General features: G+C 73.6%; 19 protein-coding genes. 10 read left to right on the plus strand and 9 right to left on the minus strand.

The genetic code is table 11. The annotated features are described in order from the left end of the window. Window positions 1-53 precede the first annotated feature (53 nt). Window positions 54-2,129 (plus strand): ABC transporter permease, encoded by a 2,076-nt coding sequence (locus ACIBEA_RS05200; RefSeq protein ID WP_399258149.1) that lies wholly within the window; start codon window positions 54-56, stop codon window positions 2,127-2,129. Beyond that, window positions 2,122-3,096 carry an ABC transporter substrate-binding protein gene (locus tag ACIBEA_RS05205; protein WP_399258151.1) on the plus strand — a complete coding sequence of 325 codons (975 nt, stop codon included), beginning with the start codon at window positions 2,122-2,124 and terminating at the stop codon, window positions 3,094-3,096. The genes ACIBEA_RS05200 and ACIBEA_RS05205 overlap by 8 nt, the downstream gene beginning before the upstream one ends. 49 nt (window positions 3,097-3,145) lie before the next feature. Here the strand turns inward: ACIBEA_RS05205 and ACIBEA_RS05210 are convergent, their stop codons facing one another. Next, window positions 3,146-3,397 (minus strand): EF-hand domain-containing protein, encoded by a 252-nt coding sequence (locus tag ACIBEA_RS05210; RefSeq protein WP_399258152.1) that lies wholly within the window; start codon window positions 3,395-3,397, stop codon window positions 3,146-3,148. Between the two features lie 145 nt (window positions 3,398-3,542). Here ACIBEA_RS05210 and ACIBEA_RS05215 point away from each other — a divergent pair, with 145 nt between their 5' ends. The 4 genes from ACIBEA_RS05215 (at window position 3,543) to ACIBEA_RS05230 (ending at window position 10,859) form a co-directional block, all read left to right on the plus strand. Then, window positions 3,543-4,127 carry a DinB family protein gene (locus ACIBEA_RS05215; protein ID WP_399258154.1) on the plus strand — a complete coding sequence of 195 codons (585 nt, stop codon included), beginning with the start codon at window positions 3,543-3,545 and terminating at the stop codon, window positions 4,125-4,127. 135 nt (window positions 4,128-4,262) lie between these two features. After that, window positions 4,263-6,920 carry a class III lanthionine synthetase LanKC gene (gene lanKC / locus ACIBEA_RS05220; RefSeq protein ID WP_399258156.1) on the plus strand — a complete coding sequence of 886 codons (2,658 nt, stop codon included), beginning with the start codon at window positions 4,263-4,265 and terminating at the stop codon, window positions 6,918-6,920. Beyond that, on the plus strand, window positions 6,917-7,060 hold the full coding sequence (locus ACIBEA_RS05225; RefSeq protein WP_385773487.1) for a SapB/AmfS family lanthipeptide: 144 nt from the start codon (window positions 6,917-6,919) through the stop codon (window positions 7,058-7,060). Before lanKC ends, ACIBEA_RS05225 begins: the two co-directional genes overlap by 4 nt. Window positions 7,061-7,181: 121 nt before the next feature. Next, entirely contained in the window at window positions 7,182-10,859 is a 3,678-nt protein-coding gene (locus ACIBEA_RS05230; protein WP_399258158.1) for an ATP-binding cassette domain-containing protein, read from the plus strand. A gap of 21 nt (window positions 10,860-10,880) precedes the next feature. On the opposite strand, the gene ACIBEA_RS05235 is transcribed toward ACIBEA_RS05230, so the two are convergent. The 4 genes from ACIBEA_RS05235 to ACIBEA_RS05250 form a co-directional block, all read right to left on the minus strand. Then, the gene (locus tag ACIBEA_RS05235; protein WP_399258160.1) at window positions 10,881-11,489 is read right to left on the minus strand and encodes a DNA-binding response regulator; all 609 of its coding nucleotides are present in this window, start codon (window positions 11,487-11,489) and stop codon (window positions 10,881-10,883) included. A 264-nt stretch (window positions 11,490-11,753) separates the two neighbouring features. Continuing rightward, window positions 11,754-12,815, minus strand: a complete 1,062-nt coding sequence (locus ACIBEA_RS05240) for a hypothetical protein (protein ID WP_399258162.1) — start codon at window positions 12,813-12,815, stop codon at window positions 11,754-11,756. 148 nt (window positions 12,816-12,963) lie between these two features. After that, the gene (locus tag ACIBEA_RS05245; protein WP_399258164.1) at window positions 12,964-14,556 is read right to left on the minus strand and encodes a PQQ-binding-like beta-propeller repeat protein; all 1,593 of its coding nucleotides are present in this window, start codon (window positions 14,554-14,556) and stop codon (window positions 12,964-12,966) included. 215 nt (window positions 14,557-14,771) lie between these two features. After that, window positions 14,772-15,401, minus strand: a complete 630-nt coding sequence (locus ACIBEA_RS05250) for a hypothetical protein (protein WP_399258166.1) — start codon at window positions 15,399-15,401, stop codon at window positions 14,772-14,774. Between the two features lie 151 nt (window positions 15,402-15,552). Here ACIBEA_RS05250 and ACIBEA_RS05255 point away from each other — a divergent pair, with 151 nt between their 5' ends. Together ACIBEA_RS05255 and ACIBEA_RS05260 are read left to right on the plus strand one after the other, a co-directional pair. Continuing rightward, entirely contained in the window at window positions 15,553-18,006 is a 2,454-nt protein-coding gene (locus ACIBEA_RS05255) for a helix-turn-helix domain-containing protein (RefSeq protein ID WP_399258168.1), read from the plus strand. A gap of 145 nt (window positions 18,007-18,151) precedes the next feature. Next, on the plus strand, window positions 18,152-18,832 hold the full coding sequence (locus tag ACIBEA_RS05260; RefSeq protein ID WP_399258170.1) for a DUF6585 family protein: 681 nt from the start codon (window positions 18,152-18,154) through the stop codon (window positions 18,830-18,832). Here the strand turns inward: ACIBEA_RS05260 and ACIBEA_RS05265 are convergent. Further along, a complete protein-coding gene (locus tag ACIBEA_RS05265) occupies window positions 18,820-19,239 on the minus strand; it encodes a winged helix-turn-helix transcriptional regulator (protein ID WP_399258172.1) in 420 nt (139 codons plus the stop codon). The genes ACIBEA_RS05260 and ACIBEA_RS05265 overlap by 13 nt on opposite strands. 101 nt (window positions 19,240-19,340) lie before the next feature. Between ACIBEA_RS05265 and ACIBEA_RS05270 the strand changes: the two genes are divergently transcribed. Beyond that, window positions 19,341-20,204, plus strand: coding sequence for an alpha/beta fold hydrolase (locus ACIBEA_RS05270; RefSeq protein WP_399259033.1), 864 nt, complete (start codon window positions 19,341-19,343; stop codon window positions 20,202-20,204). Here the strand turns inward: ACIBEA_RS05270 and ACIBEA_RS05275 are convergent. Genes ACIBEA_RS05275 through ACIBEA_RS05285 form a run of 3 tightly spaced genes read right to left on the minus strand, consistent with a single transcriptional unit; the run spans window position 20,201 to window position 24,202 of the window. Beyond that, window positions 20,201-22,255 (minus strand): dipeptide ABC transporter ATP-binding protein, encoded by a 2,055-nt coding sequence (locus tag ACIBEA_RS05275; protein WP_399258174.1) that lies wholly within the window; start codon window positions 22,253-22,255, stop codon window positions 20,201-20,203. The genes ACIBEA_RS05270 and ACIBEA_RS05275 overlap by 4 nt on opposite strands. Next, window positions 22,252-23,193, minus strand: coding sequence for an ABC transporter permease (locus tag ACIBEA_RS05280; RefSeq protein ID WP_399258176.1), 942 nt, complete (start codon window positions 23,191-23,193; stop codon window positions 22,252-22,254). Before ACIBEA_RS05280 ends, ACIBEA_RS05275 begins: the two co-directional genes overlap by 4 nt. 25 nt (window positions 23,194-23,218) lie before the next feature. Next, window positions 23,219-24,202 (minus strand): ABC transporter permease, encoded by a 984-nt coding sequence (locus ACIBEA_RS05285; RefSeq protein WP_399258178.1) that lies wholly within the window; start codon window positions 24,200-24,202, stop codon window positions 23,219-23,221. Window positions 24,203-24,470: 268 nt separating this feature from the next. On the opposite strand from ACIBEA_RS05285, the gene ACIBEA_RS05290 reads away from it, so the two are divergent. After that, on the plus strand, window positions 24,471-26,162 hold the full coding sequence (locus tag ACIBEA_RS05290; protein WP_399258180.1) for an ABC transporter family substrate-binding protein: 1,692 nt from the start codon (window positions 24,471-24,473) through the stop codon (window positions 26,160-26,162). The last annotated feature ends 3 nt before the right edge of the window (window positions 26,163-26,165 follow it).

A 26,165-nucleotide genomic window follows, 5' to 3' on the forward strand; every position in this document is an offset into this window, starting at 1 on the left:
CGCCCCCGTGACCGCGCCGTGCCGCTCCCGGCCGCGACGCGGGGGTGGCGCCGATGAGCTCCCCGTCCACACCCGTGCGCGAAGGGCCGCGCGCGGACCCGCACGGTCCGCGCCCCCGAGGCGCCCGCACCGACCGCGACTCCCGCTCCACCGCGGATCCGACCGCCGGTGCGGGCGGGCGCGGGGTCGGCTCCACCGCCCGTTTCCGCGTCGGCCGCAAGGTCCTGCCCCTCGCCGTCGCCGCGGCCGTCCTGGGCACCCTCGGCGTGCTGTACCCGGGCGCCGGCGGCTGGCCCGGTTCCCTGGCCGTCGACCTGTCGGCGCCGCTGGGGCGGGCCGGTGACTGGATCATCGACCACCGCGACAGCCACCCGCTGTTCCTCTACTTCTTCGGGCACGTGAGCAATGCCGTCGTGGTGTCCGTGCGCGCCGTCTACGTGGTGCTGCTCGCCGCCGGATGGCCCGGGGTGACCGCGCTGGCCGGCCTGGTCGCCTGGCGGCTCGCGGGGGTCCGGCTCGCGCTGACCTCCATGGCCGCGTTCGCGGCGTGCGGCCTGCTGGGCATGTGGGTGCCGACGATGCAGACGCTGGCCCTGATGGCCGTGGCGGTCGGCGCGGCCGTCGTCGTCGGCGGTCTGCTCGGCCTCGCCGCCGGGCTCTCGCCCCGCACGGAGCGCGCCCTGCGGCCCGTACTGGACACCATGCAGGTCCTGCCGGCCTTCGCCTACCTGCTGCCGATGGTGCTCGTCTTCGGCATCGGGGTGCCCGCCGCCGTGCTCGCCACCGTGGTGTACGCCGCCCCGCCCATGGCCCGCCTCACCGCGCTCGGGCTGCGCGGGGCCGACGCGGGGGTCCTGGAGGCCGCCGCCTCGCTCGGCGCCACGGGGCGTCAGCGGCTGCTGACCGCCCGGCTCCCGCTGGCCCGGGAGCAGATCATGCTGGGCGTCAACCAGGCCGTCATGACGGGCCTGTCCATGGCCGTCATCGCGTCGGTGATCGGCGCGGGCGGCCTCGGCGACCGGGTCTACCAGGCCCTGGCCTCCGTCGACGTCGGCGCGGCCCTGGCCGCGGGCATCCCGATCGTGCTGCTCGCCGTCGTACTGGACCGCACGGCCGACGCGGCGGGCTCCCGGCTCGGCGCGGCCCGACCGACAGCCGAACTCCACTTCCTGCGCCGGGTGTTCGCCGGCTGGTACGGGGGTCTGCTGTGTGTGCTGGCGGCCGTCGCCGTGGCGGTGGCGGGCCGGATGCTGGGCGCCGCGCAGTGGCCCGGTTCCTGGACGGTCCCGCTCGCGGATCCGGTCAACCGGGCCGTCGCGTGGATGACCGGCCACCTCTACTCGGGGGTCCCCGTCGTCGGCGGCACCGCCGACTGGGCCGCCGGCTTCACCGGAGGGCTCCTCGATCCCCTGCGCAGCGGGCTCCAGTCGACCCCCTGGTGGCTGCTCCTGTTGGCGGTCGGCGCCGTGGGCCTGCTGGTCGGCACCTGGCGCAGCGCCCTGAGCGCCGTACTGGCCCTCGCCGCCATCGGGGTGCTCGGCGTGTGGGACCCGGCGCTGGACACCCTCTCGCAGGTGCTCGCCGCCGTCGCGGTGACGCTCGCACTCGGCTTCGCGGTCGCCATCGGCGCCGCCCGCAGTGCCCGCGCCGAGCGGCTGCTGCGGCCCGTGCTGGACGTCTGCCAGACGATGCCGCAGTTCGTGTACCTCATCCCGGTCGTCGCCCTGTTCGGGGTCGGCCGGGCCCCCGCGGCGGCCGCGGCCGTCGTCTACGCGCTGCCCGCAGTCGTCCGCATCACCACGCAGGGCCTGCGCGAGGTGGACCCCGCGGTACTGGAGTCGGCGCGCTCGCTCGGCGCCACCGGCGCCCAGCAGCTGCGCCAGGTCCAACTACCGCTCGCGCGGCCCGCCCTGCTGCTGGCCGTCAACCAGGCCGTGGTCCTGGTCCTGGCCGTCGTGATCATCGGCGGGCTGGTCGGTGGCGGCGCCCTCGGCTACGACGTGGTGCTCGGCCTCGCCCAGGGCGACCTGGCCACCGGGCTCGTGGCGGGCGCGGCGATCGTCTGCCTCGGCATCCTGCTCGACCGCCTCACCCAGCCCGCGCCCACGAAGGAGGCCGGGAATGCCTGAGCCGACGAAGATCCGCCGCAGGAGCGCGGTCGCGCTCGCCGCCGCGACCGCCCTGGCCGTGCTCACGGGCTGCGGAGCGGCCGACATGACCCGCCAGACCTCCCCGTACGCCGCCGCCCGCGGCGCGAAGACCGTCACGCTGTCGGTCCAGTCCTGGGTGGGCGCGCAGGCCAACACCGCTGTGGCGGGCTATCTGTTGGAGCACGAACTCGGCTACCGCGTGGACACCGTCCAGGTGGACGAGGTGCCCGCCTGGGACGCCTTGAGCCAGGGCCGGGTCGACGCGATCCTGGAGGACTGGGGCCACCCCGAACAGCTGGCGCGCTACGTGGAGCGGAAGAAGACCGTCGTCGACGGCGGCGGCCTCGGGGTCACCGGCCACATCGGCTGGTTCGTGCCGACGTACTTCGCCGAGGAACACCCGGACGTCACCGACTGGAAGAACCTCGACAAGTACGCCGACCGGTTCCGCACGGCCGAGAGCCGGGGCAAGGGCCAACTGCTGGACGGCTCCCCCTCGTACGTGACGAACGACAAGGCGCTGGTGCGCAATCTCGGGCTCGACCTGGAGGTGGTCTTCGCGGGCTCCGAGGCGGCCCAGATCACCCAGATCAAGCAGTTCGCGAAGGAGCGCAAGCCCTTCCTGACGTACTGGTACGAGCCCCAGTGGCTCTTCGACCGGGTCCCGATGACCGAGGTCAAGCTGCCCGAGTACGCGCAGGGGTGCGACGCGGACGCCGAGAAGGTGGCCTGCGCCTACCCGCACACGCCGCTGCGCAAGTACCTCAACGCCCGCTTCGCGGACGGGGGCGGGCCGGCGGCCGACTTCCTGAAGAGGTTCCACTGGGGGGTCGCGGACCAGAACGAGGTGGCCCTGATGATCGCCGAGGAGAAGCTGTCGCCGCGGCAGGCGGCGCAGAAGTGGGTGGAGCGCCACGAGGACGTCTGGCGGCCCTGGCTCGGCTGACCCGGCGGGATCGGCCGCCGGGCCGGTCCGTCCGGTCCGTCCGGTCCGGCTACCAGCCGAAGCGGCGGTCGGCCTCGCGCGCGAACTCCTCGTAGGTCAGCACGTCGTCGCCGTCCAGATTGGCCCGGTCGAAGAGGGCGGAGGAGTCGTCCACGTCGCTCACGCCCCAGAAGGGCAGCACACCGGCGGCGGCGAGGGTCGGGCCCTTGGTCCGCAGGGCGGATATCACCTCGACGCGGGTGAGGACGCCGTCGCTGTTCAGATCGAGCGCGTCGAAGAGCTTGCGGGCCTTGTCGCTCATCACGTGGTCCTTTCGGCAGGCGGGGCGGCGGGGCAAGGATCCGCCGGACCGACAGCCTATGACCCGCCCCGCGCCACCCCGCCTCCGGCGTCCCGTCCCACCCGCGGTCCGCAGCCGCGAGCGGTCCATGGCAGGCTCGTGCTTCATGATCGATGAATTCGCGAAGGACACCCTGCACGCGAGGCTGCGGCGGGACCGCACGGCGCTGCTCTGGAAGCTCGACGGCCTGTCCGAATACGACGCCCGCCGACCTCTGACAGCGACCGGGACCAACCTCCTCGGCCTGGTCAAACACGTGGCCGGCGTCGAGGCCAGGTACTTCGGCGAGGTCTTCGACCGCCCTTCCCCGGAAGGGCTGCCCCGGTGGCAGGACCACGACGGCAGCGATCTGTGGGCGACCGCGGACGAGACGCGCGATCAGATCGTCGAGTCCTACCGGCGCACGTGGGCACACGCGGACGCGACGATCGACGAGCTCGCCCTCGACGCCCCCGGCCACGTGCCGTGGTGGCCGGAGCCTCATGCCGACACGAACCTGTTCGCCATCATGATCCACGTCCTCGGCGAGACCAACCGGCATGCCGGGCACGCCGACATCCTGCGCGAAGGCGTCGACGGCCGCACCGGGATGCGGCCCGAACACGAGACGCGGATCGACGAGGAAGCCCGCGCCGCGTACCGCGCGAAGCTCGAACAGGCCGCCGGATCGGCCGCATCGGTCAGGGCTTAGAAGGCCGCACCACCGCGGCCGGTGGGCCAAGTGACGCGTGCGTACTGCACGTCGCATCGGTGACAGCCGTGACTGTCGCGGCACCCGGCCCGGGTGACACGGTGATGCAGCCGGCCACCGACCGAGGGAGTACGGGTGAACAAGGGGTACGCCGCCTTCTGCGACGCAGACCGCTGGTTCTACGACGCGCCCCACCGGCGCGCCGAGGAGAGCTACCCGGCCGCGCTCGCCCCCGTACCCGAGGGGTGGCGCTCCCACCGCAGCGGAGACTGGTACGCCCTGCGCCCGGTCGGATCCGAACTGCCCGCACAGGGCTGGAAGATCCACGTGTCGGCCACGTTGGACAACGCCGAGTCGGTCCTGGAGCGGGTCCGCACCTACTGCCTGGCCCGGCACATCGCCTTCAAGTTCGTGCCGAGCCGCTACCTGCTGCACCTGCGCAACGCCAAGTACGCCGACCGCGCGGCCAGCGGCAAGTTCCTCACGGTGTACCCCGCCGACGAGGAGCAGTGCCGTCGCATCGCCGAAGACCTCGACGGGCTGCTCACCGGGGAGCCCGGGCCGTACGTGCTGAGCGACCTGCGCTGGGGCGCGGGCCCCGTCCACCTGCGCTACGGCAGCTTCACCCTGCGGCACTGCTACGACGGGAACGGCGAGCTGGTCCCGGCGATCGAGGACCCGGCCGGGCGCCTGGTACCCGACGCCCGCGGGCCGGCGTTCCAACCGCCGGAGTGGGTCGAGCTGCCCCCCTTCCTCAAGCCGCACCTCGACGCGCGCTCCTCGGTCACCCTCGCCGACCTCCCGTACACCGTGGAGCGGGCCCTGCACTTCTCCAACGGCGGTGGGGTCTACGCCGCCCGGGACACCCGCACCGGTGAGGCCGTCGTGCTGAAGGAGGCCCGGCCGTACGCGGGCCTCGCCGCCGACGGCGCGGACGCGGTGACCCGGCTGCACCGGGAGCGGGCGGCGCTGGAGCGGCTCGCCGGGCTGGACTGCGTCCCGTCCGTCCTCGACTCCTTCACGGTGGGCGACCACCACTTCCTGGTGCTCCAGTACCTGGAGGGCAAGCCGCTCAACACCTACTTCGCCCGTAGACACCCCTTGATCGAGGCCGACCCCGCGCCGGCCGAACTCGCCGCCTACACCACGTGGGCGCTGGCGATCCACGAGCGCGTGAGCGCGGCGGTCGCCGCGGTGCACGCCCGCGGGGTGGTCTTCAACGACCTGCACCTCTTCAACATCATGGTCACCGAGGACGCCGCGGGCCGACCGTCCGTCGCCCTGCTGGACTTCGAGGCCGCCGCCCACGTCGACGAAGGGTTGCGGCAGACCGTCGCCAACCCCGCGTTCGTCGCCCCGGCCGGCCGCCGCGGGTTCGCGGTGGACCGCTACGCCCTCGCCTGTCTGCGCCTCGCCCTGTTCCTGCCGCTGACGAGCCTGCTCGCCCTGGACCGGGCGAAGGCGGCGCACCTGGCGGCCATCGCCGCGGAGCAGTTCCCCGTGCCGCGGCGGTTCCTGGACGAAGCCGTCCAGGAGATCCTGTCCGGACCGGACGGGAACGGCGCCGCGGGGCCCGCCTCCGGCTCGGGTCGGATACCGGCTCCGGCCGGACCGTACCTGCCCGTCGCGCCCGGGAACTGGCCCGCCGCCCGGGACTCGATGGTCGCGGCCCTGCGCGCCTCGGCCACGCCCGGTCGGGAGGACCGCTTCTTCCCCGGGGACATCGCCCAGTTCAGCACCGAGGGCGGTGGCGCGGGCTTCGGTTACGGAGCGGCCGGGGTCCTCTACGCCCTGGCCGAGACCGGCGCCGAACCCTGGCCGCAGGCCGAGGAGTGGCTGCTGGCCCGGACCGCGGAGCCCGGCTCCGGAACGCCGCTCGGCTTCTACGACGGCCTCGCGGGCACGGCCTGGACCCTGGACCGCCTCGGCCACCGGGAGCGGGCGCTGCACCTCGCCGGGCTGCTCCTGGAGCAGCCGTGGCAGGAGATCGGCCCCGACCTGCACAGCGGTCTCGCGGGCGTGGGCCTGGCCCTGGACGCGCTGGGCACGACGACGGGCGAGGGCGAGCTGCACGCGGCGGCCCTGCGCTGCGCCGAGCTGCTCTGCCGGGACGGCGCCGCACCGCGGCGCGCCGGCCTGCTGTACGGCGGCGGCGGCCCGGCCCTCCTGTTCCTGCGCCTGTACGAACGCACCGGCGAGCAGGAGTACTTGCTGCGCGCGGGCGCTGCCCTGCACCGCGACCTCGACCGATGCGTGACGAGCGCCTTCGGCACCCTCCAGGTGGACGAGGGGTGGCGCACGATGCCCTACCTCGGCGCGGGCAGCGTGGGCATCGGCATGGTGCTGGACGACTGGCTGCGGCACGGCTCCGAGCAGCGCTTCGAGCAGGCCCGGCTGGAGATCGTACGGGCCGCCCAGGCCACCTTCTACGCGCAGCCCGGGTTGTTCCGCGGCGCTGCCGGGATGGTGCTGTACCTGGCACGGACCAGCACCCCGGGACCGGGCACCCGCGCGGACGACCTCGCGCGCCAGATCGACGCCCTGGCCCGGCACGCGGTGCCCTACCAGGGCCATCTGGCCTTCCCCGGCGAGCAGTTGATGCGGCTGTCCATGGACTTGTCCACGGGAACCGCCGGCGCACTGCTCGCCCTCGGCAGCGCCGCGCCCGGCGGGCGCGCCCAGCTGCCGTTCCTCCCACCGCTGCGGCGCGCCGCGGCGGTCCCAGAGCCGGTCCCGCACCGCGGGGCCGTGACCCATCAGGAAGACCCAGCGAAGAAGAGGATTGTGACATGACGCTTCTCGACCTGCAGTCGATGGAAACCATCACGGAAGAGGCCACCGAGGCCACCTACGGCGGCGGCGGCGGTGGCGGCAGCCGGGCCAGCCTGCTGCTCTGCGGGGACAGCAGCCTGAGCATCACGACCTGTCACTGATCAGGTCCCCTCTGGGCCCGGGCGGTTCACCGCCCGGGCCCGCGCCCCGTTTCCGGAGCCCGTGGGACCGATGCCGCCCGTGGGCGCCGATGCTGCCTGTGGAGGCCGTGGAGCCTTGCCGATGACCTCGCCCGATCCGTCCGACGGGGCGGCGCTCGCCCGCGCCGGCGACCGCGCCCTGGTGGCGACGGCCCGCGACAGCGCGGGGCGCACCGCGGCCGTGGGCGCGTGCTCGCTCGGCGCCGCCGGCGCGGCCCTCGCCGAACCGGCCGTCCTCGGCCACACCCTCGACCTGTTGCTGCGCGGCGACCCGGGCGGCCCCGCCTGGACCGCGTGGTGCGCCGTGGTCATCACGGCCGAAGTACTGCTGGACGCCGCCGTGACGCGGCTGACCGGCCGGGTGAACGGCCGCTCGACCGCGTGGCTGCGCCGCCTCGGCCTGACCCGGCTCCTGGGCACCGCCCCGCATCACGCGGGCCGGTACCCGTCCGGCGACGTCGCCGCGCGGCTGACCGCGCACGCCACCGAGGCCGGGACCGCGCCCGCGGCCGCGGCGGGCGCCGTCGCCTCCTTGCTGCCACCGCTGGGTGGTCTGATCGCGCTCTTCGTCATCGATGTGTGGACCGCCCTCGCCTTCGTGGCCGGACTGCCGCTGCTGGCGCTCCTGTTGCGGTCCTTCGCCCGTGATTCGGCGGCCAGCGTGGGCCGTTACCAGCAGGTCCAGCTGTCGATGGCGGGGCTGCTGGCCGAGGCCCTCGCCGGCGCCCGCACCATCGCCGCGGCCGGCACTCTTCCCCGCGAACGGGATCGGGTTCTAAGGGAGTTGCCCGCCCTGGGCGTCGAGGGTCGGCGGATGTGGCGGGTGTACGGCGGGACCACCGCCCGCACCTCGGCGCTGATGCCGCTGCTGCTGTACGTGGTCCTCGGCGTGGGCGGGATGCGGCTCGCGGCGGGCGCGCTGGGCGTGGGCGCCCTCCTCGCCGCCGTCCGGTACGCCGGGCTCGCGGCCGGGGTGGGCGCCGTGACCGGACGGCTGGCGGCCGTGGTGCGCGGTCGGGCCGCGGCGCGGCGCACCGCCGCCCTCTTCGCCCTGCCCGCAATGGCGTACGGAAAACGGGAGTTGCCCCCGGACGGGCCGGGCACGCTGGAACTGCGCGGGGTCCGGGTGGAGCGCGAGGGCCGCGCGGCGCTGGACGGCGTCGATCTCGTCGTGCCCGGCGGTACGACGGTCGCCGTGGTGGGGCGCTCCGGATCGGGCAAGACGCTGCTCGCCGCGGTGGCGGGGCGCCTGACCGACCCGGACGCCGGTCGGGTGCTCCTCGACGGGGTACCGCTGGAGGAGCTGTCCGCCGAGGCGTTGCGGCGCGACGTCGGACACGCTTTCGACCGGCCCGCGCTGCCGGGGCGCACCGTCGCCGGGGCGATCGCCTTCGGCGCGGGTCCGCCGCCCGGGCGGGCGCGGGTGCGGGCCGCGGCGCGGGCGGCCGGGGCCGATCCGTTCGTACGGCGCCTGCCCGACGGGTACGACACGCTGCTCGCGGACGCGCCGATGTCCGGGGGCGAGGTCCAACGCCTGGGCCTGGCACGGGCGTTCCTGCGTGCGGGGCGATTGCTCGTGCTCGACGACGCCACCTCCAGCCTGGACACGCTCACCGCGCGCGAGGTCGAACGGTCCCTGGCCGAGCGGGTGCGCCCGGGCACCCGGCTCGTCGTGGCCCACCGCATCTCCGCGGCGGCCCGCGCCGACCGGGTCGTCTGGCTGGAGGACGGCCGGGTCCGGGCCACCGGCCCGCACGCCACCCTGTGGCAGGACCCGGACTACCGTGCGGTCTTCGCAGCGCCGCCGGATGCCGCCCAGCCGACCGGCGAGCCGTCGGCCGGCGCAGCTGCGGCCGTCCCGGCCACCGGGGCGGCGGCTCCGGACCGTACGACGGCCCGCCCGACCGCTGCTTCCGGGCCGGCGCTCCCTCGGCCCGTACCGAAGATCGCTGCCACTGCCGGTGCCGGTGCCGGGCCATGGCGGCGGGTCGGCGGGGAGGGGCGGCGGTTCCTGCGGGGCCGGCTCCGGCCCCTGGGTGCGCTGGCGCTCTGGTCACTGCTGGAATCGGTCCACACCTTCCTCGGCGGGTACGGCGTGGCCCGCGCCCTGGACGACGGGTTCCTGGCCGGACGGGTCGACACGGGTGTCCTGTGGCTGACGGCGGCCGGGGTCGGAGCGCTCCTCGGCGGCGTCGCCCTGCGCGGGGTGTTCCTCGCCCTCGCGGAGCTCGTCGAGCCCCTGCGGGACGGGCTCGTCCGCCGGGCCGTACGGCACGCGCTGGGCGCCGCGGTCGCGGATCCCGCGCGCGCCGCCGGCACGGGTGCGGTGTCCCGGCTGACCCAGCAGAGCGAGATGGCCCGGGACTCCTTCGCCGGACTGGTCCTGACGGCCCGTTCGTTCCTCTTCACCGCCGTCGGCGCGCTGCTCGGCATGGCCGCGCTGGCGCCCGTACTGCTCGTCGTCGTGGTGCCCCCGCTGCTCCTGGGCCTGGCCGTCTTCCTGGCCACGCTGCGCCCCATGGCGGCCGTGCAGCGGGAGGCCCTGGACACGGACGAGGCCCTCGCCGCAAGGGTGGGCGAGGTGGCGGCCGGGCTGCGCGACATCGTGGCGTGCGGGGGCGGCGGGGCCGCGGCCGCCGGCGTGGAGCCGCTGATCGCGGCGCAGGAACGGCTGACCGGACGGCTCGCGCGCTGGGGGGCCGTACGGACGCTGGCCCTCGGGGTGGCCGGCCGGGCACCGGTCCTCGCCCTGCTCGCGGCCACGCCCTGGCTGCTCGGCGGCGGGCTCACGGCGGGCGCGCTGGCCGGCGCGCTGACCTACCTGACGCAGTCGCTGCTGCCCGCGCTCGACACCCTGATGGCCGCGCTCGGTTCCGCGGGGACCCGGTTGCTGGTGGTGCTGGACCGCTTCTGCGGCCCGGAACCGTCCGCCCCGCCCCCCGGCGGCCCCGACGCCGCGGCGGAGCCCGGGGACGGGGCCGGTCCCGCGACCCCGGGGGCCCCGCACCGGCCGGTGGCCGCCGCCGAACTCCGTGGCGTCGGCTTCGCCTACGGGCCCCGCGCGCACCCCGTGCTGGACGGGCTCGACCTGACGGTCCGGCCCGGCGAGCACCTCGCGGTCGTGGGGCCCAGCGGGATCGGGAAGTCCACGCTCACCGCCCTGTTGGCGGGGCTGCTGCTGCCCGGCGCGGGCACGGCCCTGGTCGCCGGGGCGCCCGCCCGGCCACCGGGGTCGACGCACGGCCCGGACCTGCGGCGCACGCTCCTGCCCCAACAGGCGTACGTGTTCACCGGCACCGTGCGCGAGAACCTGACCCACCTGTGCCCGCGCCCGGCGGACGTGCCCGCGGAGCGGGTGGAGGCCGTGGTGGCCGCGCTGGGCCTGGAGCCGCTCCTGCGGCGGCTCGGCGGCCCGGACGCGCCCCTCGATCCGGCCCGCCTCTCCCAGGGGGAGCGGCAGCTGCTGGCGCTCGCCGCCGCGCACCTCTCCCCCGCCCCGCTGCTCCTGCTGGACGAGGCCACGTGCCATCTCGACGCGGAGACCGAGGAGCGTGCCGAGCGGGCCCTTGCGGCCCGGCCCGGCACGCTGGTGGTGGTGGCCCACCGGATCTCCTCGGCCGCGCGCGCCGACCGGGTGCTGGTCCTGGACGGGACCCGGGCGGTGTGCGGGACGCACGCGGAGCTGCCGGCACGCTCGGCGCTCTACCGGGACCTCGTGGGGATGTGGAGTGCGGGCGGCGCGGTCGTCCCGACGCGCTGAGCCGCCCGGTCCGGCGGCCCGCTACACCCAACCGGCGCTGCGGGAGATGCGTATCGCGTCTATGCGGTTGCGCGCGCCGGTCTTGCGGGTGACGGCGGCCATGTAGTTGCGGACGGTGCCGCTGGCCAGGTGCAGGGCCCGGGCGATCTCGGCGATCGAATCGCCTTCCGCGGCGCGGGCCAGGACGCTCAGCTCGCGCGGGCTGAGCGGCACCGGATCGGCCTCCAGGAAGGCCGAGGCGAGCGAGGCGTCGATGAACCGCTCGCCCGCGGCGACCTTGCGCACGGCCCGGACGAGCTGCCCGGGCGAGCCGTCCTTGTCGACGTACCCGCGGGCCTTCGCCTGGAAGGCCCGGCCGAGCGAGCCGGGCGTCCCGGCCGTGGCCAGGACGAGCAGCGGGGTCGGCGGGTCCAACAGCTGGTGATCGGTGTGCCTCTCGCCGGCGAGCACGGCCGTGGCACCCGGACAGTCGACGTCGACGACCGCCACGTCTGGTCGTAAGGTCAGCGCCCGGCGCGCCGCCGTCCTCCACCCCACCGACGTGACGTCGAACTGGCCTTCGGATCTCAACAGGGCGGCCAATGCCGATCCGACGAGGCTGACGCTGTGCAGTACGAGGACCTTCGTCATGCGGAACTCTCCAGGGACGATGCGAGCGGGTGCGGCAAGGACCAATCAGCACCTTGCGGCTGCCCCGGGACCGGCCTGCCGGAACGTCACCTCCGGGGGCGCGTGGGGGCGCGTGGCCATAAACGGGCGCCTCCTGAGTGCTCCCGCACGCCGCAGTGCTGACCGCTCACCTCCGACCGCCCCGCACCGCCTGCCGGATACGGCCGGATACCGACCCTCCCGGCGCTGCCGGGAGGAGCCCGCCGATACCGACAGACGTTCGGGTCACGGGGTCGCGGACGGATCCGTGGGGGTCACCGCCGTCAAACGGACCGTGCTGAGGATGCGCATGACCAGCTCGTCGGCGATCGCGCCCGGTACACCGGTCCTTCCGTAGAAGTCCCAGGCGACGAAGTCGCCCTTGGCGTTCTTGAAGCCGAAGACGATCGACCGGCCGTCGCCCGAACACTTGTTGGTCTTCTTGGCGCCCTCGGAATGCGAGGTGAGGTAGGTGCCCTTGACCCCCGACTTGGTGGTGTATTCCACCGGTTGGTCGGTCTTGACCGCGCTCTTGTCCGGCTGCGTGTAGGCGGCGTAGACCCAGACCGGGGCCATCTTCTCGGCGACCTCACGGGTGTCCTTCGCACCGGCGGCGCCCTTGGTCCCGGTGGCGGCCAGCTTGTAGTCGTCGATCCGGCCGTCGCCGTCCCCGTCGATGCTGCACCACTTCGACTTGTAGAAGGCGGGCGCCGTGTGCCCGATGAGGATCTTCTCCCCGTCCGCGTCGTCCGAGTACCCGCTGAACACGGTGGGCGGCGCGACCTCCCAGTCGGCCGGGACGTCGAAGGCCGTGCCGTGTTCGGGGTTGACGACCGACTTCCAACCCTTGATCGTCGGCGGCACGGTGCTCGACGGCGAGCCCGAGGAGGAGGAGGAGGAGGAGGTCGACGGCGCGGTGGGGGACGGACCCGACGGGGAGACGTCCTTGCCGTCGATCGCCCGGTCGTCGCCCCGGCCGGCGTCGTCCCCCAGCAGGACCACACCGGTGACGGTGGCCGCGGCCACCACCACGGCGGCCGCCGCGCAGACGGCGATGACGACGGTCCTGGAGCGCTTGGCGGGGCGCGGCGGCTGGTACGGCGATTGGTACGGCTGCCCCTGCGCCTGCGTCATGCCGTACGGGCCGCCCACCGGGTAGGCGGAGGGCGGCGCGGTGGGCGGCGCGGCCGGCGGGGGCGGGGCGGCCGGGCCCGGGGGGAGCGGCGCACCCGGCGGCTGCCGGTACGGGTTGTGGAACTCCTCGGGCGGGTCCTGCTCGCCCCCGGGCGTCTGCTGTCCTGGCCACATGCCGGGTAACGATAGGCGCGCGGGGACGCACCGGCCACAGCGGGTCCGGCACGGCGGCCCGCCCTTCGCCCGCCCGTGACCCGGCGCACAACCGGAGCCGCGCGTCCCGGTGTTCGCGGGCCCGGGCCCGAGCCCGGGCTCCGCGGGACTACTTGCCGAACGACAGGATCGAGTGGTCCACCTTCTCGGGCTCGGGGCCCTGCACCCGGCCGTTGAGCAGGAAGAGCCGTCCGCCCAGCCAGGCCGGGTGCACCCCGTGCGGGTAGAAGACGGATTCCGGGCCGCGCGCGGCCGCCGGGCTCTGGAGGAACACCTGCGGGGCACCACCGCTCGGGTCGAGCGTCGCCATCGCGCCCGAACGCCCCCCGCCGGCCGCGATGTACACGATGACCTTGCCGTTCTCGACGGCCAGCGGCCACATGGAGCGCCCCTTGTCCGGCGCGGCCGCGTGCCACTTCTCCTGCCCGGTGGCCAGGTCGACGGCGATGACCTCGTTCGTCTCGTCGAGGCCGAGGGTGGGTCCGGCCTTGCCCCCGGCGACGTAGAGCGTGTCGGCGTCGACCACGGCGCCCGGGCAGTCCTGTAGTCCTTCGGCGTATCCGAAGCCGTTGCAGCGGCCGCTCACCCCGAACTTCGCTTCGCCCTGCGACCGGACCTTGCCGTCCGCCGTGAACGCCGTGATGTTCCAGACCTTCTTGTCGGAGTTGTGGGCGGCGACGACCAGCGGATCCGCGGACAGGACGCGGCCGATCGTCCAGCCCTGCTCGTAGGTGTGGCTCCACTTGGCCTCGCCCGTCGCGGAGTCGACCTCCTCGATCACGGCGGCGGGCTTCGGGTCGAAGCAGTTGCGGAGCCGGATCAGCCGAGCGCCCCCGGCGAACCCGGAAGGGGAACAGCCCGTCTTCGGGGTGCCGAAGAGCTTCCTGCCGTCGGCGACCGAGAATCCGCTCGCGACGGCCGACCGGGCGAGCGCGACGGTGTCACCGCTGATCGCCATCTCGAAGCTGGAGGAGGTGTCGAAGCCGTTCTCCTGCGGTACCGCCACCTTCCAGCCGAGCTTGCCGGTGACCAGGTCGACCTGCTGGAGCTGCGTGCAGTTCGCCTTCGCCTCGTTGCTCTCCAGGACGCCGACGACCAGCTTTCCGGCCGCCGTCGGGGCCGGCGGCACCCCGCACAACGGGGTCTCCAGCGCGATCTTCCACACGTCCTTGCCGTCGCCCGCGGTGTATCCGGTGATCTCCTTGTGCATGGCCTTGACCACGACGTCACCGACCCGCCAGGGGCCGAACTGCTCGGCTCCCGAGCCCGCCAGCTGCGTCTGGTTCTCGCGCAGCCAGACCTTCCCCTCCCCGGGCTGGATGCCGGCGTTGGGATCGTAGGGCTCCGGGCCGCCGCCCGGGCCCTTCCCGTCCCCCTTGTCGACCGTGGGGGTGCCCGTCGGGGCCTTCGAAGTGGCCTCGTCGGCGACGGGGCCGGGGGTGGAACCGTGGCCTCTGCCGGCCACCGCGTACACCGCCCCGCCGATCACCAACAGGCCCGCCACCAGCGCCGCGACCAGCGCGACGGGCCTGCGGGCCATGGGGCCGCGCGCGAAGGGACCGCGGCGCCCGGTGCCGGGCGCGGGCGGCGGCGGGCCGCCGAACCGCCCCGGCCCGGGCTGGGGCCGGGGCTGGGCGTACGGGTTCGCCGGATCGGGCCCGTAAGGGGGTGGGGTGGGGCCGCCGGGCTCGTGACTGCTCATGGGAAGAGTGTGACCCGTGAGGATTTCGCGGACCAGAGGACCCCCGGTACCGCTGCGAACGTACGCCGAGGGCGCAGGTCAGCGACGCAACAGCCGTCGCCTCGGCGGCTCATGGCGTCGCCTCGGCGGCTCATGGCGTCGCCTCGGCGGCTCATGGCGTCGAGGTGCCGCCCGGAAGCGCGAGGTCGAACGTCGACCCGACGGGGACGGCCGGGTCAGCGCTCGCCGAGGTAGCGCTTCGTCGCGGGGCGCTCGCACAACGTGATGACGATCACCGCGAGGAGGAAGGTGGCGCCGAATCCGGCGAGTTGGGCGAAGGACGCGTCGCTGTCCCAGTCCGCCGACGCGGCCATGGCGCCGATGGCGATGCCGGACAGGGACGCGGGCACCAGGGCCAACTGGCCGAGCCGGTCGCCCGAGTAGGACACCCCGGCCAGCACCCTGGCACCGGCCCGCAAGAGGCCCACGCCGAAGGCGAGGACGGGCAGCCCGAACAGCCCGAAGCCGTTCCCGTCCCCGAGGAGCAGCAGCACGTACACCGCGCCGCACACCGCGGCGAGGCCGAAGGCGATGCCCATGACGCCGGCGCCGGTGGCCGACCCCGGCCGTGTCGAGACCTCGCTCATATCCGGAATTCCCCTTTCGTGTAGTGGTGCGTGTCGTCCTGCGCGGCGTCCCGCACGACGTCCGATCGTCCGCTGCCGTCTGCGGGTCTCGACCTGACCACCTGGGGAGGTGCCCGGGTGCTTGCGGGCGTAGTGCTCGATCTGCCGGCCCGGGCCCTCCTCCCCGTCGAGCCAGGGGGTCTTGAAGCCGCACTCCGCGCACCAGTAGCGCTTGGCCACGTCGCCTCCTCGCTTCCGCCGGTGTGGGGCGCCGACACCGATGCTGACCTCGGCCGCACCACCCCGTACAGGACACGCACCCGGCCATCGGTGACCGGCGGCCACGGGTAGGCTCACGGCCGTTCGTACGGGCGGTCTTGGGGGATGCGGGATGACAGAGGACCTCGGCGCGCTGTTGCGCGGGCTGCGGGACGCGACGGACCTGACACAGGAGCAGGTGGCCGAACGGTCCGGGGTCAGCGTGCGCACCATCCGGCGGCTGGAGAGCGGCCGGTCCACGAACCACCGGATGGGCACGGTGAACCTGCTCGCGGACGCGCTCGGCCTGCGAGAGGCCGACCGGCTGCGCCTGGCGACCGCGCTCGCGGGTCCGCCCGGCCCGCCCGCCGCCGGTGCGGGAGGCGGAGCGGAGGCCCGATCCGCACCCGCCCCCATACCCGTGCCCGCCCCCACACGCGTGCCCGCGCCCGCCCGGTCCGGCGGGCCGGCCGTGCACGACGCGCTCGCGGACGCCGCGCGGGAGTTGGCGAGGGAGGTCCGGCGCCGCTGGCGCCACGAGGAGGCGCAACGCGGCGTCCACGATCCCTTCCCGCTGCCCGTCCGCTGGAAGCCCGCGCCGGCCGCGCTGGTCGACAGCGCGGCGAACGTCCAACGCCTCGGCCCGGGCGGGACCCCACGCGCGATGGACCTGGACGGCGACCTGCGCGGCACGGCGGAGGTCTACCGCAAGATCCCCTCCGGCCGGCTGGTGGTCCTCGGTCGGGCCGGCTCCGGCAAGTCCGTCCTGACGATCAGGCTCGTCCTGGACCTGCTGGACCTGCTGGACCTGCCGGGCACCACGGCCCCGCGGCCGCGCGTACCGGTCGTCTTCAGCGTCGGCTCCTGGGACCCCTCGACCACCGCGCTGCGGGACTGGATGATCGGCCGACTGCTGCGCGACCACCCCCACTTGGCCCGCCGCGGCTACGGAGGGGCGACCCTGGCCGCGGCGCTGGTCGACGCCGATCTCGTCCTCCCGGTCCTCGACGGCTTCGACGAGATAGCCGAAGGGCTGCGACGGGACGCCTTGGACGCGCTCAACGCGACCGCCGCGCCGCTCGTCCTCACCAGTCGGCGCGACGAGTACGCCGAAGCCGTCGGGGCGGCGAACGCGCCGCTCGTATGGGCCGCGGGCATCGAGCTCACCGACCTCACCCCCGACGATCTCGCCGACTACCTGCCGCGCACCACTCGCACCACGGGTGCCGTCGCGTCGGGCTCGCCGTGGGACGCCGTGCTGACCGCGCTGCGCACCCGCCGGGATCCCCCGAACGTCCGCCTCGCCGAGGTCCTGACCACCCCGCTCATGGTCATCCTCGCCCGCACCCTGTACAGCGAGAAGCCCGATCGGGACCCCGCCGAGCTGCTGGACGCCACCCGCTTCCCCTCGGTGAAGAGCCTGGACGAGCACCTGCTGGCGGGTTTCGTGCCCACGGTCTACCGACGCCGCGCGCCGGAGCGCGACGCGGCCGGCGAGCAACCGAGTACGGCGTACGCCGACCCCGAGCGCGCGGCGGGCTGGCTCGGCCACCTCGCCCACCACCTGGTCCGGCTCGACCGCGAGCGGCAGGACCTCGCCTGGTGGCAGCTCGGCGACTCCCTCTCGCGCACGACGCGGACCGTGGCCTTCGTCCTGGCCACGGCGCTGAGCATCACCGTGACCGACTGGCTGGTCGGCTTCCTGCTCACCTCGCTCTCCGTCGGCGAACTGCTGCTCCAGGGAGGCCTCATGGGCCCCGCCGCGGGCATCGGGTTCGGAGCCGTCTACGCGATGGCGGACCGGTCCGGTCGCGGGGCGGCCTTCGAACCGTCCCGGGTCCGGCTCACCCTGCGCGCCGCGCGGCCCCATCTCGGCCGCAGCCCCCTGCGCACCTTCGCCTCCCGCTTCGCCCACGGGCTGATCGGCGGCACCGTCATGGGCGTCGGATGCGCCTGCGCCCTCACCGTCCAGCGCGCGCTGGTCGCGGGGACGCCGCTCACCGACCCGGACGTCGTGGGAGGCACCCTGATCAACACGCTGGTCCTCGCCCTGGTCTTCGGTTCGTCGGCCGGCCTCGCCTTCGGGCTGACGGCCGTCTTCGAAGCACCCGTGGACGTCACCGCGGCGGCGACCCCCATCGGCCTGTTGTCCTCGAACCGCTCGACGACCTGCCGGCAGTTCCTCGTCCTCGCACCGGCCTTCACCCTCGCCATCGCCCTCGGTGGCCATCTGATCGTCGACCTGCTCCGGAACGTGATGGGCCCGCTCAACTGGGGCGTTCGGGACAGCCTGTTCATCGGCGCGGTCGGGGGCGTGGGCGGCGCGGCCTCCTACGTGCTCGCCTTCACCGCCTGGGGGCAGTGGCTCGTGCTCGCACGCGGCTGGCTCCCCCTGACCGGGCGGCTCCCGTGGAACCCCGCCGCGTTCCTGGACGACGCCTACCGCCGGGGCGTCCTGCGTCAGGCCGGCGCCGTGTACCAGTTCCGCCACCTCCGGCTGCAACACCACCTCGGCCGCACCTACCGGGAGCGGCACCGGAACTTCGCCCCGGCCACGTTCGTGCCCCCTCGGACCGACGGCCCGTGACGACCGGACGTATCGACCGGCCCGTGGCGACCGGTCACCGATGGCCGGTCGCATGGCCTGTCGTCCGGCATGTACGGACACCAGCATCGTCAGTGGCCGGCTGCGGGAGCGGCGGCACGTGAACGATGCGAGGGGAAACCGGACGATGGACGAGCAGGACACCTACGAACAGCCGACCGCAGCGGCCGACGCCCTGGCGGCCGAACGGCGCCTCGGGCCGTGGGCGCGGACCTTCCGGAGCAAGCGCAGCCGCCTGGTCACCAAGCACAACGCGTCGCGGCTCTACCTGTACGCGAACGGCGCGGTGGTGACGGGGCCCGACGGCTTCCGTGCCGCGTACGACTGGGCCACGGTGCGGGTGCTGCGGTACACGAGCACCCGCAACGGCGTCCCCTGGGACGCCCGTTACACCCTGCTGGACCCGCACGGCGCGGGCGTGAACATCGGCCCGGGCCTGCGCGTGTTCCTCAAGGAGGACAAGCGGTCACTGGGCATCACCTCGGTGGTGCAGGGCGCCCTCTTCCTGTGGCCGAACGTGTGGGGCGAGCACATCATGCAGGCCGTCACACGCGCCCAGCTGCCCGGGGCCCTCGCCACCATCGAGAGCGGTGGGACGGTCGACTTCGGCGCCTACAAGGTCGACCGGCAGCGCCTGTCCGGGCGCAAGCACTCCGCGCCCTGGTCGGAGATCACCGACATCTCCTCCTACAGCGGCACCCTGATCTTCAACGGGTCCCTGAAGCGCACCACCGTGGACAGCGCGGACTACCAGAACATCGCCAACCCGGACCTGTTCCTCCACCTGTGCCGGCGCTACAAGGCCTGACCGTCGGCGAGCCGGTTGTTGCGGTCGATCTCCGGCATGTGCGTCTCGGCCCAGACCCGCAGGGCGCAGAGCGGCCCTTCGAGGGACAGGCCGAGCGCGGTGAGCCGGTAGTGGACGGCGGGTGGCACGGTGGGTTCCACTCGGCGCGCGACCAGGCCGTCGCGGACGAGGCTCTGCAGGGTGACGGACAGCATCTTCTGCGAGATGCCGGGGATACGGCGCCGCAGTTCCGCGAAACGGAGCTCGTCCGGCGCCTCCTCGGCCAGCACCTTGACCACCATCGACGTCCACTTGGTGCCGATGCGGTCGAGCAGCCGCCGGGTCGGGCAGAGCGGATCCAGCACATCACCCCGCTCACCGGGCCCACGGGGCCGTCGGCCGGGTCCACCGGGCTTCGATGTGGTCACTCGGGGCTCACCACCTGAAGGGAAAGTGCCGTCTTGGAGGGACCAGGGTAGTTCCCTAGCGTGAGGTGGTCACCATTCCTCACCCCACCTGGAGCCTCCCCATGGTCGAGCTGCGGCGCGTCCCCGTCAACGGTGTCGAACTGAACGTCGCCCTCGCCGGGGCGGGCCCGGCCGTCCTGCTGCTGCACGGTTTCCCGCACACCTGGGAGCTGTGGACGGACGTCATGGCCGACCTGTCCGGCCGTTACCGCGTCATCGCACCGGACCTGCGCGGGTTCGGCGCGAGCAACGGAACGAGCTCCGGGTACGACGCGGGCACCCTGGCCGAGGACGCCGCGGCGCTCCTCACCGCGCTCGGCGTGTCCTCGGCCGCGGTGGTGGGCATCGACGCGGGTACCGCGCCGGCCTTCCTCCTCGCCCTGCGCCGCCCCGGACTCGTACGGCGCCTGGTCGTCATGGAGTCCGTTCTGGGCGGGCTGCCCGGCGCCGAGGAGTTCCTCGCCGACGGGCCGCCGTGGTGGTTCGGCTTCCATCGCGCCGCGCCCGACCTTGCCGAGACCGTGCTGGAGGGCCACGAGGCCGCCTACGTCGACTGGTTCCTGCGGAGCGGCACGCTCGGCGACGGGGTGCGCCCCGCCCTCCGGGACGCCTTCGTCCGCGCGTACACCGGCCGCGGGGCGCTCGGCCGCGCGTTCTCGTACTACCGGGCGCTGCCCGAGAGCGCGGTACAGATCGAGCGGGCGGTCGCCACGGCCCGCCTGACGGTGCCGACGATGGCGTTGGGCGCCCGGCCCGTCGGTGCGGCACTGGAACGCCAGCTCCGCCCGATCACCGACGATCTCACCGGACACGTCATCGAGGACTGCGGCCACATCATCCCGCTGCACCGACCGCGCGCCCTGCTCACCCTGCTGCGCCCCTTCCTCGCCGGCGAGGACGCACCCGATGTCGACGACAGGCCCTAGACCACCTCCCGCACGGTCGGGAAGTGGCAGGAAGCGACATGGTCGGCGGCGTGGGAGGTGGGTTGCGGGTCCTGCGTGGCGCACCGTTCGCGCTGCTCCGGGGCCAGGCCCGCGTACACGGGGCAGCGCCCCAGGAACCGGCACCCCTCGTAGCGCCGGGTGGGGCTCGGCGGGTCGCCCGCCAGCAGGATCCGGTCGCGCCGGCGCGCCCGTTCCCGCTCCGGGTCGGGCAGCGGCACGGCGGACAGGAGCGCCTGGGTGTAGGGGTGGCGCGGGCGCTCGAAGACCTCCTGTACGGTCCCGGCCTCGACCGTCCGCCCGAGGTAGACGACGCTGACCCGGTCGGCGATGTGCCGTACGACGGACAGGTCGTGCGAGACGAAGAGGTAGGCGAGCCCGAGCTCCGATTTGAGCCGGCGGAGCAGGTTCAGCACCCCTGCCTGGACGGACACGTCGAGCGCGGACACGGGCTCGTCGAGCACGAGCAGTTTCGGCCGCACCGAGAGCGCCCTGGCGATCCCGATGCGCTGACGCTGACCGCCGGAGAACTCGTGCGGGAAGCGCTCCGCGGCGGCCCGGTCCAGGCCGACCTGGTCGAGCAGCTCGGGGATCCGCCGGGCCGCGGCCGCCCGGTCGACCCCCTGGGCGCGCAGCGGTTCGGCGATGATGTCGCCGACCGGCATGCGGGGGTCGAGGCTGGCCATCGGGTCCTGGAAGACGATCTGGACCTGGCCGCGCAGGGCGCGCCGCTGCGCCCTGCCCAAGGTGGCCGGCGACTTCCCGAAGAGCTCGATGTCGCCGCCCTCGGGCCGTGCGAGGTGGAGCAGTTCGAAGAGGGTGGTGGACTTGCCCGACCCGGACTCCCCCACCAGCGCGAGCGTTTCGCCGCCGCGGATGGTGAGGTCGACCCCGTCGACGGCGTACACGGTACCGATCCGCCTCTTGAAGGCGGCCCCTTTGAGCACGGGGAAGGTCTTGACGAGCCCGGTGACCTGCAACACCGTCTCGCCGAGGGCCTGTTCGGATGCGATGTCCGCCGCCGCGGGCACCGGGTAGACGTCGAGCACCCCGAGCCCCTTCGCAGCGATCTCCCCGGCCCGGACGCAGGCGGCGAGGTGCCCCCCGCCGTCGGTCGCCGAGAGCTGCGGGACGTCCCGCGTGCACGCTTCCTCCGCCATCGGACAGCGCGGCGCGAAGGCGCATCCCGCGCCCACCCGCGCCGCCGCGGGCGGCGCCCCGGGGATGGGGACGAGGGCGCCCCCGGCCCCGTCGAGCCGGGGCACCGCTCCGATCAGCCCCATCGTGTAGGGCATCGAGGGGCGTGCGAACACCTCGGCGGCCGTGCCCGTCTCGACGATGCGCCCCGCGTACATCACGGCCACCCGGTCCGCCGTGCCGGCGATCACGCCCAGGTCGTGGCTGACCAGGACGAGCGCGGCCCCGGTCTCGCGCTGGGCCGTGCGCAGCACGTCGAGGACCTGGGCCTGGATGGTGACGTCGAGGGCCGTCGTCGGCTCGTCGGCGAGCAGGACGTCCGGGTCGTTGGCCATGGCCATGGCGATCATGGCGCGTTGGCGCATCCCGCCGGAGAACTCGTGCGGGAACGCCTGGGCGCGCAGGGCGGGTTCGGGGATCCCGACGAGGTCGAGGAGTTCCACCGCCCGGGCCCGGGCCCGCTCGCGCGAGAGGTCCTGGTGGGCGCGGACCGCCTCGGCGATCTGGTCCCCGATCCGGTACACCGGCGTGAAGGCCGACAGCGGGTCCTGGAAGACCATCCCGATCCGACGCCCGCGTACGGCCGTGAGCGCGGCGTCCGGGGCGCCGACCAGCTCGGTGGAGTCCAACCGTACCGAGCCCCGTACGGCGGCGTTGGCCGGGAGCAGGCCGAGCATCGCGAGGGCCGTCGCGGACTTGCCGGAGCCCGACTCCCCCACCAGGCCGAGGACTTCACCGCGCGCGAGGGAGAAGCTGACGCCGCGCACGGCGGGGACGCCGTCGAAGTCGACCTCCAGGTCGGTGACGGACAGCACGGCGCGTGCGGCGGAGCTCATCGCGCCCCTCCCTTGGATCCGGTGCGGGGCGCGCGGCGCGCGGAACGCGTGGTGGTGGGGTCGAGCGCGTCCCGCAGCCCGTCCCCCACCAGGTTCACGGCGAGGACGAACACGATCAGCAGGCCGGCGGCGAAGAAGAACATCCAGGGGTAGGTGACGGCCGCCCCGGTGGTGCCGGCGATCAGCGTGCCGAGGGAGACGTCGGGGGCCTGTACGCCGAATCCGAAGTAGGAGAGCGCGGTTTCGCTCATCACGGCCCCGCCGACGGCGATCGTGGCGTCGATGATGAGGAACGAGGCGATGTTGGGCAGGATGTGCCGCCAGATGATCCGGAGCGGCCCGACGCCCATGTACACGGCCGCCTTGACGAACTCCCGCTCCTTCAGGGACAGCGTCATCGACCGGACCACCCGCGCCGTGATCATCCAACCGAACACGGCGAGCAGCGCCACGAAGGCGATCCAGCCGCCGCTGCGCAGCCGGGGCGAGATGATCGCGATGATCAGGAACGAGGGGAAGACGAGCAGCAGGTCGACGAAGAAAATCAGCAGCCGGTCCGTCCAGCCGCCGAAGTACCCGGCGCAGGCGCCGACCAGGGAGGCGAGCACCGTCGAGAACAGCGCCACCAACAGCCCGATGACGAGGGACTTCTGGAGTCCGCGCACGGTCTGCGCGAAGACGTCCTGGCCGATCCGGTTGGTGCCCCACCAGTGGTCGGGGCCGGGCCCGGAGCGCAGGGCGGTGTAGTCGATGTGGCTGTAGTCCCACGGGCTGACGAGCGGCCCGGCGAAGGCGAGCAGGAAGAGCAGCAGCAGGGCCGCGGCGCCGGCCAGCGCGCCGCGGTTGCGCAGGAACCGGCGCAGTACGACGGTGGTCCGCCCGGCGGGACGGGTGGCGGGCTGCGCGCCCGGGGCGCTGCTCTCGATGACGGCGGTCATGGTCGGCGTTCTCCTGGGTCCTGGTTCAGGCGGTGCGGATGCGCGGGTCGAGCGCGGCGTGCAGCACGTCCGCGAGGAAGCCGGACAGGAGCACCGTCACGGCGGCGAACACGTTGACGGCGACGACCGAGTTGACGTCGTTCTTGCCGATGGAGGAGATGAACCATTCGCCCATCCCGTGCCAGCCGAAGATCGTCTCGGTGAAGGTGGCGCCGGTGAAGAGGGCCAGGAAGCCGTAGCTGAAGTAGGTGGACATGGGGATCAGGGCCGTGCGCAGGCCGTGTTTGAGCAGCACGGTGCGGCGGCCGAGGCCCTTGGCCGCGGCGGTGCGCAGGTAGTCCGAGCCGAGCACGTCCAGCATGGTGGAGCGCTGGTAGCGGCTGTATCCGGCGATCGTGGCGAGCCCGATGGAGAGGGTGGGCAGCAGCAGGTGGACGCCGCGGTCCCGCAGGACCGTCCAGAAGCCGGAGTCGACGCCGGGGGTCTTCTCGCCGGTGAACCGGATGACTTCGGTGCCGGTCTTCGTGTTGAACCAGATCGCGCCGATCTTCAGCAGAACGGCGAGGAGGAAGACGGGCGTCGACAGCAGTACGAAGGACGCGAGGGTCATCGCGCGGTCGGACAGGCGGTACTGGCGCACGGCCGTCCAGGCTCCGGCGAGCACGCCGAGCACCGTTCCGGCGATGGTGCCGAAGAGCAGCAGGCGCAGACTGACCCCGATCCGCCGGCCGAACTCGGCGCCCACCGAGGTCCCGTCGATGGTCCGGCCGAGGTCTCCGCGCACCGCGTGTCCGGCCCAGCTGGCGAAGCGTGGGACGAGCGGGGTGTGGTCGTTGACGCCGAGGGCGGTGAGGTGGTGGTCCACCGACGCGGGCGAGAGCGGTGGCTGTCGGCCCTCGTAGTACGCCCGCGGGTCGAGGGCGTAGGAGGCCAGCAGGTACGAGAGGCAGACGGCGGCGAGCAGCAGCACGGCGTAGTAGCCGAGCCGCTTGGCCAGGTAGGCGGCCACGGGTGGGGAACCTCCGCAGGTGGTCGTGATCCACGAGGGATCGCCAGGAGAACGCGAGTCCCGGGACTCACCCGGGGATCACGGCCGCGGCAGGTCAACCTGGCTAATTCGTCGGCTTGTTGACACAGCTTGACCGCTGTTTGTTGCGGACATGCTAAGAAAACATATCGGGATTCCAGCAGGCCTCCCCCCGGAGCGCAAGATCTCCTACGGTCGGCCCGTCCTGCGGTCCCGAACCGACCGCCCACGATCCGGAGGAAGTGTCCCGATGCGCAGAACCACGGTCATCGCCATAGCCGCAGCAGTTTCGGCCACTCTGGTGGTGTCCGCCTGCGACTCCTCCGGCACGGGCGACGGCGCGTCGGCCGCGAAGCAGCCGGCGCCCGCGGTCGACGGGCAGAACATCAACGCCCAGCCGGTGAGCGCCCTCAAGCAGGGCGGCTCGCTGAAGATCGCCATCGACCAGTGGATCACGCAGTACAACGTCAACCAGGTGGACGGGCAGCAGGGCGACGCGGCCGAGATCGATCGGGCCGTGCTGCCGCACCTCTTCTACGCGGACGCCAAGGGTGTCGGCCAGCCCAACCCGGCCTTCCTGACCTCGGCGAAGGTCGTCTCGACCACCCCGCAGGTGGTGGAGTACCAGCTCAACCCGAAGGCGCGGTGGTCCGACGGGAAGCCGCTGGGCTGGAAGGACTTCGAGGCGCTGTGGAAGGCGCTGAACGGCTCCGACAAGGCGTACGAGGCCGCCGACACCTCCGGCTACGACCAGATCTCCAAGGTCGAGCAGGGCGCCGACGAACACGGGGTGAAGGTCACCTTCGCCACGCCCTACGCGGACTGGCCGCGGCTCTTCGACCCGCTCTACCCGGCCGACCAGATCGACACCCCCGAGAAGTTCAACAAGGGCTGGACGGAGAAGGCTCCGGTCACCGCGGGCGCCTTCAAGATCGGCACGTACGACAAGACCGCGCAGACCATCACCCTGGTGCCGGATCCTCAATGGTGGGGCGACAAGCCCAAGTTGGATTCGATCGTCTTCCGCGTCCTGGACCGCTCGGCGCGCACCGAGGCCTTCCTCAACAAGGAGTTGGACGAGGCGACGGCGCTCCAGCCCGAGGACTACCAGCGGCTGGTCAAGGACCCCACCGCGGACATCCGCCGGGGTGCGCGCTGGGACGAGGTGCACATCACCCTCAACGCCGCGCGGGGCCCGCTCCAGGACGTCAAGGTGCGCAACGCCCTCCAGGCGTCCATCGACCGCAAGGGCATCAACGCCAGCTTCGCCAAGGACCTCTCCTTCGAGTTGAAGCCGCTGAACAATCACTTCTTCATGCCGAACCAGGCGGGGTACCAGGACAACTCCAGCGAGTTCGACACCTACGATCCGGCGAAGGCGAACAAGCTCCTCGACGAGGCCGGGTGGAAGGACGCGGGCCAGGGCAAGCCGCGCACCAAGGACGGCAAGGAGCTGACGCTGGACTACACGCTCAGCGCGGGCGGTTCCTCCTCGCAGCAGGACCAGGCGCAGTTGGTGCAGCAGCAGTTGAGCGCCGTCGGCGTGAAGGTCGAGATCAAGAAGGTCCCGGCGAACGACTACTTCAGCAAGTTCGTGAACACCGGGAACTTCGACCTCGTCAGCTTCCGCAACGTCGACGAGGCGTACACCTCGAAGCTGATCCCGGTCTTCCAGCAGCCCCAGGGCAACAACCTCTTCCAGAACTTCGGTTCGGTCGGCAGCCCCCGCATCGACGAGCTCCTGAAGAAGGCCGGCCAGACCACCGACCGGGCGGCGGCGCTGAAGCTCTACAACGAGGCCGACGTCGAGATCTACAAGCTCGGCCACTCCATCGAGCTGTACCAGCGCCCCGACATCACGGCGGACCGCAAGGGCCTCGCCAACTTCGGCGCGACGGGCCTCTCGGACGTCGACTACACGAAGGTGGGTTGGCAGAACTGACGT

The organism is Streptomyces sp. NPDC051555 (assembly GCF_044454405.1).
In the GTDB taxonomy this organism is placed as follows: domain Bacteria; phylum Actinomycetota; class Actinomycetes; order Streptomycetales; family Streptomycetaceae; genus Streptomyces.